Annotated in this window: 10 protein-coding genes; 6 read left to right on the top strand and 4 right to left on the bottom strand. The window is 60.0% G+C overall.

The annotated features are described in order from the left end of the window. Window positions 1-143: 143 nt before the first annotated feature. Window positions 144-740 carry a peptide-methionine (S)-S-oxide reductase MsrA gene (gene msrA / locus ABAC402_RS22240; protein ID WP_023447828.1) on the bottom strand — a complete coding sequence of 199 codons (597 nt, stop codon included), beginning with the start codon at window positions 738-740 and terminating at the stop codon, window positions 144-146. Window positions 741-749: 9 nt separating this feature from the next. Continuing rightward, window positions 750-1,235 (bottom strand): peptide-methionine (R)-S-oxide reductase MsrB, encoded by a 486-nt coding sequence (msrB, locus tag ABAC402_RS22235; RefSeq protein WP_023447827.1) that lies wholly within the window; start codon window positions 1,233-1,235, stop codon window positions 750-752. A gap of 269 nt (window positions 1,236-1,504) precedes the next feature. Between msrB and ABAC402_RS22230 the strand changes: the two genes are divergently transcribed. The 6 genes from ABAC402_RS22230 (at window position 1,505) to pstB (ending at window position 9,995) form a co-directional block, all read left to right on the top strand. Beyond that, window positions 1,505-3,067, top strand: a complete 1,563-nt coding sequence (locus ABAC402_RS22230) for a hypothetical protein (protein ID WP_023447826.1) — start codon at window positions 1,505-1,507, stop codon at window positions 3,065-3,067. A 187-nt stretch (window positions 3,068-3,254) separates the two neighbouring features. Next, a complete protein-coding gene (locus tag ABAC402_RS22225; protein ID WP_235079893.1) occupies window positions 3,255-5,894 on the top strand; it encodes a TonB-dependent receptor domain-containing protein in 2,640 nt (879 codons plus the stop codon). Between the two features lie 409 nt (window positions 5,895-6,303). Then, on the top strand, window positions 6,304-7,353 hold the full coding sequence (gene pstS / locus ABAC402_RS22220) for a phosphate ABC transporter substrate-binding protein PstS (RefSeq protein ID WP_031235032.1): 1,050 nt from the start codon (window positions 6,304-6,306) through the stop codon (window positions 7,351-7,353). Between the two features lie 63 nt (window positions 7,354-7,416). Continuing rightward, window positions 7,417-8,307 carry a phosphate ABC transporter permease subunit PstC gene (pstC, locus tag ABAC402_RS22215; RefSeq protein WP_023447822.1) on the top strand — a complete coding sequence of 297 codons (891 nt, stop codon included), beginning with the start codon at window positions 7,417-7,419 and terminating at the stop codon, window positions 8,305-8,307. A 10-nt stretch (window positions 8,308-8,317) separates the two neighbouring features. Further along, window positions 8,318-9,184, top strand: coding sequence for a phosphate ABC transporter permease PstA (gene pstA, locus ABAC402_RS22210; protein WP_023447821.1), 867 nt, complete (start codon window positions 8,318-8,320; stop codon window positions 9,182-9,184). A 10-nt stretch (window positions 9,185-9,194) separates the two neighbouring features. Then, window positions 9,195-9,995, top strand: a complete 801-nt coding sequence (gene pstB / locus ABAC402_RS22205) for a phosphate ABC transporter ATP-binding protein PstB (RefSeq protein WP_200862118.1) — start codon at window positions 9,195-9,197, stop codon at window positions 9,993-9,995. A gap of 219 nt (window positions 9,996-10,214) precedes the next feature. Here pstB and ABAC402_RS22200 read toward each other — a convergent pair whose 3' ends face one another. Beyond that, on the bottom strand, window positions 10,215-12,206 hold the full coding sequence (locus tag ABAC402_RS22200; protein ID WP_023447819.1) for a glycosyltransferase family 39 protein: 1,992 nt from the start codon (window positions 12,204-12,206) through the stop codon (window positions 10,215-10,217). 54 nt (window positions 12,207-12,260) lie between these two features. After that, window positions 12,261-13,115: an alpha/beta hydrolase gene (locus tag ABAC402_RS22195; RefSeq protein WP_023447818.1), complete on the bottom strand. Its 855-nt coding sequence runs from the start codon at window positions 13,113-13,115 to the stop codon at window positions 12,261-12,263. Window positions 13,116-13,284 lie beyond the last annotated feature (169 nt).

The following is a 13,284-nucleotide window of genomic DNA, read 5'->3' as shown; positions in this document are numbered from 1 at the left end:
CATTGAAGAAATGGGGAGGAGAAAAAGAATAGATCCATCCTTTCTTCTCCTCCCCATCTTGATGGGGAGGTGGCGCGGCGCTCGCTGAAGGCCGTCAGGCCGGAAGCGAAGTCCGCGACGGAGGGGTCCTCTTTTGCCGGCTCTTACTTCGCCTTGTCACCCCAAAGCTTCTTCAGTGCCGGGCCGCGGCCGCAGCCGACATAGTAGCGGTCATACTGCGCCTTGTGAGTCTTCCAGTACTGCTGGTGATAGTCCTCGGCCGGATAGAAGGGCAGGCCTGTCTCCGTCGAGCGCACGATCAGGGTGCGGATCGGCTTGCCCAGTTCCTTGCCGACCGCGGCCTTCGACGCCACCGCCGCCTTGTGCTGGTCCTCGTTGAAGGTGAAGATGGCGGTGCGGTACGGTTCACCGGAATCGCAGATCACCCGTGCCTGGGTGGTCGGATCCGTCGAGTGCCAGAAGGTGTCCAGGAGCGTCTGGTAACTGACCTTCTTCGGATCGTAGGTTACCTCGACCGACTCGACATGGCCGGTGTTGCCGCGGACGACCTGGCTGTAGCTCGGGTTCTTAACCGAACCACCCATGAAGCCGACCCGCGTCTTCGACACCCCCGGTACCTGGTCGAGCGCCTTTTGGGTGCTCCAGAAACAGCCGCCGGCAAAGACGGCGACCTCGGCCTGGGCCGCGCCGGCCATCAGTCCCAAGGCCACGACGGCAGATAAAACGAAACGTCTCAGCATGATGAGCTCCTAGGCCGGAATGAATTTCAGGGCGACGCCGTTATTGCAGTAGCGTTTGCCGGTGGGACGCGGGCCGTCGTCGAAGAGGTGCCCCTGGTGACCGCCGCAGCGGGCGCAGTGGTATTCCGTTCGTGCCACGCCGATCTTGTAGTCGGTCTTGGTCTTGATATGGCCCGGTATGGCCTTCCAGAAGCTGGGCCAGCCCGTGCCGCTGTCGTACTTGGTGTCCGAATTGAACAGCGAGAGGTCGCAACCGGCACAGACAAAGGTGCCCTTGCGTTCTTCGTAAAGCAGTCTGGACGAGCCGGGTCGTTCGGTTGCCTCAAGGCGCAGAACATTGTAGGCGTCGGGCGACAGGCGTCTACGCCACTCTGCGTCGGATAGTTTGAGGGGGGAGACGGTTTCGGCGGAGGCTTCCGGCGCCTGGGCAGAGCAGCCCAGCACGGCGGTCAGGGCGGTGACGGAGATACAAGACAAGATGTAACGGCGGTTCATGAGCGCATCCTTTCGTTCCTAAGGTATACGCCGGAAACAGCTTTCAGGTTACATCCGTTTGAGCCTTGATTAACGAAACCTTGTGGCATTTGCGCCTCAGCAGCCACAGCATTTGGTATCTGGCGGCCCTTGTCACAAAACCGTCATATAAATGTAGCCCCTCTGTCATCTTCGGCTCCTATAGCTCCGATCTCATGGGCCGCATGGGGAAGGAACGACATTAGGTCGTTATCCAGCGTGCCTTCCGAAACACGTTTGGAGACGTAAACATGATCAGTCAGAATAAACTGCGCACGCTGCTTATGGCCACCGGCGCCAGCGTTGCCATCGCCGCTTCGCTCGCAGCCTGTGGCGCGGACGATATCTCGTCTCCGGGAACGGGCGGCAACGTCACCATCACCTATCCGCCCGCGACATCGTCCTCGAGCAGCTCGACCTCGTCGGTGACCCTGGTTTCGCCGGCCTCGGGTTGCCCGACCATCGCTGATCCGCAAGGCCTGACGGACGCTGGCACGATTTCCGGCCCGACCGGCACCTGGCGCGTGTGCAGCCTGCCGTCGCGGATCAACACATCCATCACGCTGATCAAGCGTCCGGGCCTGCTCTACCAACTTCCGGGCCGCGTTGATGTCGGCACCGATGGTGGCTTCACCAAGACCGCTGCTGATACCAATGTCACGCTGACGATCGAGCCTGGCGTCATCATCTATGGCGGCACCGGCATTTCGTGGCTGGCAGTCAACCGTGGTAACAAGATCAATGCGGTCGGTACGGTCAGCCAGCCGATCGTCTTCACCAGCCGCGACAACGTCCTCGGCCTGAACACAGACACGTCGCAAGGCCAATGGGGCGGCGTCGTGTTGATGGGGCGCGCGAAGATCACCGACTGCACCACCGGTTCGACGACCTCCGGTACCTGCGAGCGCCAAACCGAAGGCGCGGCTGACCCGGCCGTGTACGGCGGTGCCGATGATACCGACAACAGCGGCCGCATGTCCTACGTTCAGATCCGCTACTCCGGCTATGTCCTTGGCGCGAACAGAGAGCTTCAGTCTCTGACCACCGAAGGCACCGGCTCCGGCACTGTGCTCGATCACATCATGAGCTTCAACAGCTCGGATGACGGCGCTGAATTCTTCGGCGGCGTGGTCAACATGAAGCACTTTGTCGTTATCGGCGCTGATGATGACAGCCTTGACCTCGACGTCGGCGCGACCGGTAACTTCCAGTACGGCCTGCTGATTCAGCGTCCGGCCAAGGGCGATGCCCTGTTTGAAATCGACAGCAATGGTTTCGAAACCCACCTGCCGCGCTCGACCTTGAAGGTTTCCAACTTCACGGCCGTTCAAGGTCAGGTCTCCCCTGACAACGAAGCCAATGACCTGGCAGCTGGCCTGTTCCGTGGTAACTCGGACACAGCCCTGTACAACACGGTCATCGCCACCCCGAACAACGAATGTATCCGCATGAACGGTACGGGCGCCACGCCGGCGACCCTGGTCGCACGCTCGGTCGTCCTGACGTGTAATGCCACCAAGTTCCTCGGCTCCGGCAGCTTTAATGCCGCTGCCGTGGCGACCGCGTTCGGCTCGGGCGCCAACAACAACAACGACGCCTTCACGTCCACGCTGACCAACGGTTTCGTCAACGGCGCCAATGAAACCGCCGTTCCGGCCTTCGACGTCTCCGCTCTGCCGGGCTTCTCCGCGACAACCTACATCGGTGCCGTGAAGGACAGTGCCGATACCTGGTACACCGGCTGGACCTGCAACAGCGCCACCGCCAACCTCGGATCGGGCAACTCGGCCTGTACGTCGCTGCCGGTTAACTAATCCGCCATCGTTCGCTTACGGAGAGGGGTGGCCGGAAACGGCTGCCCCCTTCTGATCAGATTCGCTTTTGCCCAAGGGGTTGGATATGACCACGCGGTGGCTTACGTCCGTATTACTGCTATCTACTGCCTTAACTCTTCCGTCAGTGGCGCGCGCTGCTGCGCTCCAGGAGGGGACCGGGTCGCAAGTGCTACCTCCGCAGGAGGCAGCGCAGGAAGCGTCTGAGCCGGCGCAGCAAGCTGAGCCCGCACAGCCAGCGGAGGTCGCGCCGCCAGCCGAACCTGCGCAACCTGATGTGTCCATACCCGGTGGCTCCGAAATCACGACCGTTACGGTTCGCGGCCGTCGCGGCGCTGTAAGTGTCCGCTCTGGCGCGCAGGTGGTTTCCGTCCTGTCGACCCTGGAGATCGCACGTACAGGCGAAGGCAACATCGCCGGTGCTCTAAATCGTGTGACGGGTCTCAGCCTGGTCGGCAGCGGCTATGTCTATGTTCGCGGCCTCGGCGACCGTTATTCGCTGGCCCTGCTCAACGGCTCGCCTCTGCCGAGCCCGGAGCCGCTCAAGCGGGTCGTTCCGCTCGATCTCTTTCCGACGAACATTGTTGCGTCGGCCTTGATTCAAAAAAGCTACTCAGTCAATTTCCCGGGTGAATTCGGCGGCGGCGTCATCAACCTGACGACACGGGCTGTGCCGGATGAGGCGTTCGTCAGCATCGGGGGCGGTATCTCCGCCGACACCGAAACGACGGGCAGCCTTGGTTACACCTACTACGGCAGCAAGTCCGACTGGACGGGATACGACAACGGCAACCGTGATACGCCTCCGGCGCTGGCGGACTATTTTGCCAGCGGCGATCGCATGAGTTCCGGAACTGTCGATACGGCAAAAATCGCCGGCGAACTGGTCAACAGCCGCAACGCGCTTTTACAGCGCTGGTCGGAACTTCCGGTCAACTTCTCGGCCAGCGTTTCGGCGGGCAAGCCCTTCGAAGTTAATGGCATGACGATTGGTGTTATCGCTGCGGCTGGCTACAATAACAAGTGGACCACCCGTGACGCCATCAACCAGCGTTCGCTGCAAAGCGATCTCTCTGACGTCGAATCCGATTTCCGCCGGGTAACCACCGACAATCGGATTGTCACCAACGGTCTGCTCGGCCTGTCGCTCATAAACGGCAGCACCAAGGTGCGCTGGACCAATTTCTATGTCCACGACACCATTAAGCACTCACGCCTTGGTCTCGGAAATCGTAACGGCACCAATGTCGACTTCATGCAGCAGAATACCGCCTGGTTTGAGCGTCAGCTGTTCAACAGCCAGGTGGTTGGTGAGTTTAAGCCAACGGACAAGCTAAGCCTCAATGCCCGGGCGAGTTATGCGGAAACCAAGCGCGAGTCGCCATTCGAGTTGAGCTTTGAGTATGTCCGTACCAACGCATCGGCGGACCTCTTCGGCAAGTATTTCATAAATCGCCTTAACAACGGCAACGCCGGCGATGCAAAGATCAGCTTCTCTGATCTGAACGAACGCTTGCTCTCGGCCAGCTTCGATGGTCGCTACAAGTTGTCGCCGAAATTGGCCTTGTCTGCCGGTCTGGACATTACTGACACGAAGCGCGACAGTTCGCGTCGCGACTTCCAGTTCCAGGCGCCAGCGACCTTCCCGAATGGCGTCGATATGTTCCGGCCCGACCTACTGCTCGCGCCGGCCATCATCGATAACTTTGGCATCAACATGGTCGAAACGAACGAGGGCAATCCCGCGTTCCTCGCTACGCTGAAGTCCGATGCTGCCTTCGTCAAGCTTGACGGGCAACTGACGGATGCCTGGCAATTTGATGCTGGCCTGCGCTATGAGCATGCCAAGATCGAAGTGTCGCCAATCCAGGTTTTCAATACCCCTGGCGCGTCTCTGGCCGCGACCAACCTGGACGAAAGCTATGTTTTGCCGGCCGCCACCCTCACCTGGCAGGTCAACGCGGACTCGCAACTTCGCCTCAACGCGTCGAAAACAATAGCGCGTCCGCAGTTCCGTGAACTGATCTATCAGTTCTACTTCGATCCGGAAAGCAACCGGATGTATCGCGGTAACCCTCTGTTGGTCGATAGCGAATTGACCAATGCCGAGGCCCGCTACGAGTGGTATTACGCTCCGGCACAACGCGTCACTGTGGCTGCCTTCGTCAAGCAAATCAAGAACCCGATTGAGACCTACGTTTCGGGGGAAGATTTTACGACGAGCTTTGCGAATGCGCCGAAAGCTGATCTTTACGGCATTGAAACGGAAGTTGTGAAGTACTTCACCCCGCCGTCCTGGCTTCCAGGACACAAGGGAGAGTTCTGGAACGACCGTCGCATCCTGACGTCGGCCAACTACACCTATTCCAAATCATCGCTGAGCGTCGGCCCGGACGACAAGACGTTTGCGTTTGCTACGGCGTCAACCAACGCGATCGACTTCTTCCGTGATGGCTCGCCCCTGACGGGACAGTCTGAGCACATAGCCAACATCGAGCTTGGCATCGAAAGCTCTGACCACCTGTCGCAGCAGACGCTTCTGATCAACTATGCGAGCAAGCGCGCGTCCAGCCGCGGGCTTGTGAACAGCGGACAACCGGATATCTTCGAGTATCCAGGGCTGCGCGTTGATTTTGTTGCCCGGCAAGGCGTGACCGTTCGTGGCCGTGAACTTGAAGTCAAGTTCGAGGCGCGTAACCTGACCGGCCAAAAATACGAAGAGTATCAAACGTCTGGCGATAACCGGGTCGATATCAACGCTTACGATCTTGGCCAGGTCTTCTCGCTTTCCGTTCAGGCCAAGTTCTAGAGCGCGATCCGATAAAGTGTGACGCACCGTACGGTCGTCCCCGTTTTCGGATAAGTTGCGCGACAAAACAAAAATTTAGAGCGAGATGGCGATTGTATCTAAAGCCATCTCGCCATAAGATTGGTACAACTCAAGCCCGAGACTTGCATGTATTGGCCCTGCGCTGTCAGCGCGGGGCCAATTTTTTTGCCCGCGCGCAGAAATTCGAAACAGCAGCCATCACCAAGGATGCGGAACCTTTCGCTATTGCTGCTGGCAAGTCGGTAAATATGACATAATGGCAGCAGAATCGGTCGTGCTTTTGCGTTAACCGTCAATTTCACAGAGGCGCTGCGCGACCGTCACGAAGCTGTCATAAAAGGCAAGTACCGCAGACATGGTAAGCTGGTGGGCGGAGGCAAATTTCGGCATGTTGAGGAAATTCCTGGCGCTTGTGCTTTTGACAGCCCTGGCGGCGTGCAGCCAAGGCGACAAGCCAGCAACCGCCGTTTCCGGCGCCGGCGCCACCTTCCCGGCGACCATCTATTCCCGGTGGGCCGAAGGCTACCGTAGAGACGTTGGTGTCAGCTTCAACTATCAGGCCATGGGTTCCGGGGCTGGAGTCAAGCAGATCCAGAAGAAAACCGTCGATTTCGGCGCTTCGGATAAGCCGCTGAAGCCCGAAGTTCTCGACAAATACGGCCTGTATCAGTTCCCGACCGTCATGGGCGGTGTTGTGCCGATCGTTAATGTCAAGGGTGTCGCACAGGGACAGATGAAACTGACGGGTGCCGTGCTGGGCGACATTTTTCTCGGCAAGGTCAAAACGTGGAACGATCCGGCGATCGTCGCGCTAAACCCTGGGCTGGCGCTGCCGGCGACGCCGATCACCGTCGTGCACCGGGCCGACGGATCCGGGACAACTTTCCTGTTCACGACCTACCTGGCGTCGCAGAACCCGCAATGGGCGTCTGACGTCGGTGCTTCCGATGCCGTCAAATGGCCGACTGGCCTGGGCGGCAAGGGCAATGATGGCGTAGCCGCTTTTGTCGGGCGTATCGACGGCACCATCGGCTATGTCGAATTCGCCTATGCCGAGAAGTCGGACGCGTCCTATGCCCTTTTGCAGAATGGTGCGGGCCAGTATCCTGTTCCTGGCTCTGCCTCTTTCGGGGCGGCGGCGGCCAGTGCGGACTGGGAACATGCGCCCGGCAACTATCTGCTGCTGCTGAATCAGCCCGGGCAGAACGCCTGGCCGATCACGGGGGCCACCTTCATCATCATCTACAAGGAACAGTACAGCCCCGCCCGCGGTCTGGCTGTGCTGAAATTCTTCGACTGGGCGTACAGCAACGGCGATGAGGCTGCGAATGAACTCCACTTTGTGCCCATGCCGCCTGAGGTCAAGGCCATGGTGCGTAAGCAGTGGACGCAGATTACGGCCGATGGCAAACCGCTCTATGTTCCTGCTCAACCTTAAACCGAACCGGGTCATTACGTGTCCGCAAATCCAACCCTAGCCTCTGTGGCGGAACCACCCGCAGTGCGTCGAAGCCTTGAGGACCCGATCTTCCGCTATGTCGCCTTCTCGGCAGCGACCCTGCTGCTGGTGGTGCTCAGCGGGCTGATCGTGTCCCTGGCGATCGGAAGCTGGCCGGCGCTTTCAAAGTTTGGCCCGGCCTTCCTGTTTTCCTCGAACTGGGACCCGGCAAATGAGGTGTTCGGCGCTGCCGGGCCGATTGTTGGAACCTTGCTTTCGTCCTTTCTGGCCCTGGCGTTTGCCCTGCCGATTGCCCTGGGGATTGCGATCTTCCTGACCCAGTTCTGTCCGCCCGCCATCGCGCAGCCGATTGCCATCATGTCCGAGCTTCTGGCGGGCATTCCCTCGATCGTTTATGGAATGTGGGGACTTTTTGTTTTCGCGCCATGGTTCTCGGAACATATCCAGACGCCGCTGTCGGGCCTGGGTGGTATTTTTGCCGGCGTGCCCAACGGCGCCAATATATTTACCGCTTCGGTCATCCTGGCCATCATGATCCTGCCTTATATGGCGGCGGTTTTCCGGGAACTTTTCCGCAGCATTCCACCACAGGTGCGCGAAGCGGCCTTTGGCATGGGGGCGACGCCGCTCGAAGCTGTGACGCGTGTGCTGATCCCCTACGTCAAAAAAGGTATGGTCGGGGCGACCATGCTGGGTTTCGGCCGCGCCCTGGGCGAGACCATGGCGGTAACGTTCATTATCGGTAATTCGCACGGGTTCCCGACGTCGCTGTTCTCCTCGGGTTCGACCCTGGCCTCGACCATCGCCAACGAGTTTGCCGAGGCCGGCGTCATGCATACCTCGGCCCTGCTGGGTCTGGGTCTGGTGCTTTTCCTGATCACCTTCGGCGTGCTGGCCATTGCGCGCTGGCTCCTGTCGTCGCAGCGGTATTGAGGCATTCGTCATGATAGCAAATCAAAGCCGCGCCCTTCGCCGAAAAGCCGCCAGTTGGCTATTTACCAGCGCCTGCCTTGTGGCGACGGTAATTGCCCTTACCGCTCTGTTGCTGATCCTGTGGTCGCTGGTGACCCAGGGGGTCTCCGCCATCAATCTGGAAATCTTCACCAACGATACACCGGGTGCGGCGTCCCAGTATGTCGGCGGATTGCGCAATGCCATCCTGGGTTCGATCATGATGTGTGGCGTTGCCATGCTGATTGCCATCGGCGTGGGTATTCTGGCTGGCACGTGGCTGGCAGAAATCGGCGGCAACACGCCCTACGGCCATGCTGTTCGCTTCCTGAACGACGTCCTGCTGTCGGTGCCGTCGATCCTGGTCGGTCTGTTCATTTACCAGCTCCTGGTTGTTCCGATGAACGGGTTTTCGGGGTGGGCCGGTGCGATCGCCCTGGCCATTCTCGCGACGCCGATCGTTGCGCGGACCACCGAGGACATTCTCAACCTGCAGCCCAATTCGTTGCGTGAAGCGGGTATGGCACTGGGGGCGTCGCAGTTCGTGACGATCCGCCGGGTTATCTGGAAGGCGGCGGGTGCCGGCCTTTTGACCGGCGGCCTGCTGGGCTTCGCGCGGATCTCGGGAGAGACCGCACCGTTGCTCCTGACATCGCTGAACAATCAGTTTCTGCCGGAGGAGTGGTGGAACATGTTGTCCGGGCCGACCGCCAGCGTTCCGGTCGTGATGTATAATTTCGCCCTCAGCCCGGACGATGTCTGGATCAAGCTGGCCTGGGGCGGCGCCCTGTTGGTAGCGGCAGCCGTTTTGGGAATTAATGTGCTCGGCCGCTGGCTGGCTCGTGAAAAGAAGATGTAAGATGAGCGACATGACGACGAACGATATTCAAAGCGTGATCGTGCCGCCGCCGGCCGACAGTCTGGTTCTGGAAGTGAAGAAGGTGAACTTCTTCTATGGCGCGAACCAGGCGCTGCATGGCGTCGACCTGCCGGTAAAGCGCCATGCCATTACTGCGCTGATCGGTCCGTCGGGCTGCGGCAAGTCGACCCTGTTGCGCATCCTGAACCGTATCTACGATCTGTACCCGGGCCAGCGCGCCGACGGCCAGATTCTGTTCGACGGTATGGATATCCTGAGCTCCAAGGTCGATGTGACGGCTCTGCGGGCGCGGGTCGGCATGGTGTTCCAGAAGCCGACGCCGTTCCCGATGTCGATCTATGACAATGTTGCTTTTGGCGTGCGATTGCATGGCGCGAAGAGCAGTTCCGAGATGGATGAAATCGTCGAGGAGAGCCTTCGCCGTGCGGCCTTATGGGATGAGGTCAAGGACAAGCTGACCAAGTCGGGCCTGGGTCTGTCGGGTGGCCAGCAGCAGCGTCTGTGCGTCGCGCGGGGGATCGCGGTCAATCCGGAAATCCTCCTGCTCGACGAACCGGCGTCAGCGCTGGATCCGATTTCGACGGCCAAGCTGGAAGACACGCTGGAAGAGTTGAAGCGCGACTATACGATCGTGATTGTCACGCACAACCTGCAGCAGGCGGCGCGTCTGTCGGACTATACCGGCTTCATGTATTTGGGGAAGATGATCGAGTTTGGACCGACGGCGGACCTGTTTGTGACGCCTAAGGTGGCCAAGACGGGGGAGTATATCGGCGGCCGGTTTGGCTGAAAAACTTATGGGGTTTGGGGGGTGAGAAGCGAAGGTTTGCCGCATGGCAAACCTTATGAAATCGACCAAGTGGGTCGATTTCCGCGCCGAACGCCCAGAGCCATGCGGCCGGCGGCCCCACAAAACCTTTCTTTTCTACGAAAAAACCTCGCCCCAGATCGGGCGAGGTTTTTTCGTAGAAGGGAAGTGTTGGGGCCGCAGGCCCCAAACCCCGAAACATCACTTCACATAAACCGTCCGTCCAGCACCTTCCAACGTCGTCCCGTCCGTTCGCGTCGCCCGCAGGCTCAGCCGGTGTTCGCCCGACACCAGTGACCCCTTGGGGAAGCTATAGGTGAACTGCACCCGCGGATAGTTCGGGTCATAGCCGATTTCGATCGGCGCCGGGCTGCTCTTCTCGTCGATACCATACTTGGCTTCGGTGACGACCTTGCCGTCCAGCAGGATCTCTACCCGTGTCAGCCCGATCGGATCGACCGCCATGCCGTAAAACTGCTTGTCGGTATCGCGCTCCAGGAACTCACCACGCTGGGGCTGGGCAATGTACAGCGACGGAATGAACGGACACGGCACCGGCGCCGCAAGGCTCAGAGGTTCTTTGCGAACCCGTGCAGTATAGAAATCGATCTCCGTCCGGTGCGGTGTCAATGTCACTACCCGGAACGGCTCGATCTCCTCGAAGCTGGTGCACAAACGCTGATACTGTGCTCGCAGGACCGGGTTCTTTTCGATGTCGTGAAGGGGATAGTCCGGCACATTGATCATCAACACGACGCCCCTGCCGGCGCGGTCACGCATCAGGTCGTCGAAATCCAGCTTCCAGTCTTGCCGCGCCACCACGAACCGCGCCATATCGTCATAGGGTTCACGCAGGGTGTAGATGCGCCGATGCTGGCCACCATTGCCCGGAAATTCGATATGGACGGCTGTACGATGGCCCGTGGTAGCCCAGGCAATATCCGGCCCGAACCTTGCCACCGCTCGTGCATTCGCCGCCGCGATGTCCGGCTCCAGAAGTTCGTAATTCTCGTTCTGCAGGATGTTGTTCTGGCGTTCGACGTGGCTTAACTCCGCCGAATGGCGGTACTGCCATTGATAGATGCTGGCGACGACACCGACGGCCAGGGCCAGCAGAGGTGCGGTTGCGATCACTGCGGTGCGGCCGAGGCGCCCCGTGCGCGTCGTTGCCTTGTCGACGAAGCCGATCAATACACCCGGCACGTAGGGCAGCAGGGGCAGGGTCGCCATGAATGGCCAGTGCGGCATGACCTTCTTGTTGACCAGGGTCTGGAAGACGTAGAACACGAAGATGACCAGAGCCGCATAGCCCAGCAGGCTTTCCGGCTTGGCGCGATCGTCGACCAAAGCCCTCTTGCCGCCCGCCACCATGGCGATGAAGAAAACAGGTGTGGTAATTGCAAACAGCTGAACGACAAAGGCGATGATCCGGCCGATGTCAGGATCGAAGCGTGGCCGGTTGACGACATGGAACTGGATGGCTGGCCAGCCTTCCATGGCGTTGTAGATCACCGCCGGCAACAGGCCGACGACCGCCAAAGCTGCCGTTACATATGGCCCGGGTTTGGTCCAGAGCAGGCGCCCCTGACGGTTCGCCAACATGAAGACCACCACGGCCAGACCGGGGATTAAAAATCGGAAGTGCACCAACTGCCCCAGGCCGGCGCACACCCCGGCCCAGATCCACCACTTCAGACCGTCCGAGGTGATAGCCCGCAGCAGGCAGCCCAGCATCAGCACCAGCAGTAACTGCAGACCGCCTTCAGGGTAAAAGATGGTGCCGTTCAGGGCCACCGGCGGCAGGACCAGCGAGATGATCGCGGCCCAGACGGCGTTACGCTCGGAGACGACCGGTTTGGCCATCCAGTAGACGGCAAAAGGAATGGCGGTGGCGACCAGCAGCCCAAAAATACGCAGTGGCCAGACCTGCCAGCCGAAGACCGAGGTGATCAGCTTGGCGATCCACGGATAGCCGGCGGGGATGTCAGGATAGCCCAGGGAAAAATACTCGCCGGAAACGACGAAGTGGCTTTCTTCCCAGATGACGTGGCTGATCAGGCCTATGTAGAACCGCCAGATCGTCATGACCGCCAGCAGGATCAGCCCGGCCCGGATCAGGGCGCGGTCATCGCCGAAGAGAGGTTTCTTGTCGGGGGCCTGCTTTGCACCCAGTTCGTAGAATTCCGCAGCCATAAGGTCTCCCCTTGTAGCGGGCAACTATAGACAGGGCTTTATGCAGACGGAACCCTATTTCGCCAGATACCCCATGTCGGTCAGCCAATCGGCCAATCGCGCCGGCCAGTCGCGGACGGCCTTTCGCTTGGAGCGATCGCCCATGTTGAAACCGTGGCCGTCGCCCGACAGCACGTGCAGTTCATAGGGAACTTCTGGGTATTTTTTGTACAGCTTCAGGATCATGTCGAAATCGGCCACTGCCATAGGGTCGTCATAGGCGCTGAGGAAAAAGGCCGGTGGCGGGGCGCGATCCAGCGACGTCGGGATACCCAGTGGGCCGGGATAGATCTCAATCAGAAAGTCCGGCCGGGCGTCGATGCGATCGATCGGATCAGCGGCGTTGGGGGTTCCGCCCTGGGGTGTGAAGCTCACCAGCGACGTGAGTTCGCCGCCGGCCGAAAAGCCCATGACGCCGATCTTGTCGGGGTCAATGTCGTAGTCGGCGGCATGGGCACGGACATAGCGGATGGCGCGCAGCAGGTCTGCCTGGGCGTCGCCCTGGATGGAATAGGGCGAGCCCGGTTCGCGGGCGAGGACATATTTCAGCGCGAACGCCGTGACGCCCTGGCTTTGCAGATATTGGGCGGGTTTCAGGCCTTCCTCGCCGAAGACCAGATCGCGGTGGCCGCCGCCGGGCACCACGATTACGGCGGCACGTGACGCCTTGGCCGGATCGGGGCGCAACACGGTCAGGGACGGATTGTTGATCGACCGCCACCACCATTCGGCATGCTGTTCGGGGATGTCCTTGCGTGCTTCGAAGCCCGGCTGGCCCCTGTCCCAGAGATAGACGACCTCTTGGGCGGTGGCGGGCAGGGCGCTGAACAGCAGGGCGAAAACGGCGAGCAGGCCGGCTTTGAAGGTCATGATATCCTCCCATTATGTTTTGCGAGGATAGTCACATATTACAGCAACTGCGCCAAGAGGCAGCAAGATTATCCTCCACCGCGTGCGGGGGAGGTGCTGAGCAAGCGAGCCTTCTTCAGGCGACGCGCGTCGAAGCGGAGGGGGAGCCGGAAGCTCGGAGCCTGTCACG

The sequence above is a fragment of the Asticcacaulis sp. AC402 genome (genome assembly GCF_000495835.1).
Classification (GTDB): domain Bacteria; phylum Pseudomonadota; class Alphaproteobacteria; order Caulobacterales; family Caulobacteraceae; genus Asticcacaulis.
This window is presented reverse-complemented; position numbering and strand designations above follow the sequence as displayed.

Excerpts from the sequence above, each read along its gene's own strand:
- msrA (WP_023447828.1), bottom strand. The coding sequence starts at position 740 with ATGCTGAGACGTTTCGTTTTATCTGCCGTCGTGGCCTTGGGACTGATG.
- msrB (WP_023447827.1), bottom strand. The coding sequence starts at position 1,235 with ATGAACCGCCGTTACATCTTGTCTTGTATCTCCGTCACCGCCCTGACC.
- ABAC402_RS22230 (WP_023447826.1), top strand. The coding sequence starts at position 1,505 with ATGATCAGTCAGAATAAACTGCGCACGCTGCTTATGGCCACCGGCGCC.
- pstS (WP_031235032.1), top strand. The coding sequence starts at position 6,304 with ATGTTGAGGAAATTCCTGGCGCTTGTGCTTTTGACAGCCCTGGCGGCG.
- pstA (WP_023447821.1), top strand. The coding sequence starts at position 8,318 with ATGATAGCAAATCAAAGCCGCGCCCTTCGCCGAAAAGCCGCCAGTTGG.
- pstB (WP_200862118.1), top strand. The coding sequence starts at position 9,195 with ATGACGACGAACGATATTCAAAGCGTGATCGTGCCGCCGCCGGCCGAC.
- ABAC402_RS22200 (WP_023447819.1), bottom strand. The coding sequence starts at position 12,206 with ATGGCTGCGGAATTCTACGAACTGGGTGCAAAGCAGGCCCCCGACAAG.
- ABAC402_RS22195 (WP_023447818.1), bottom strand. The coding sequence starts at position 13,115 with ATGACCTTCAAAGCCGGCCTGCTCGCCGTTTTCGCCCTGCTGTTCAGC.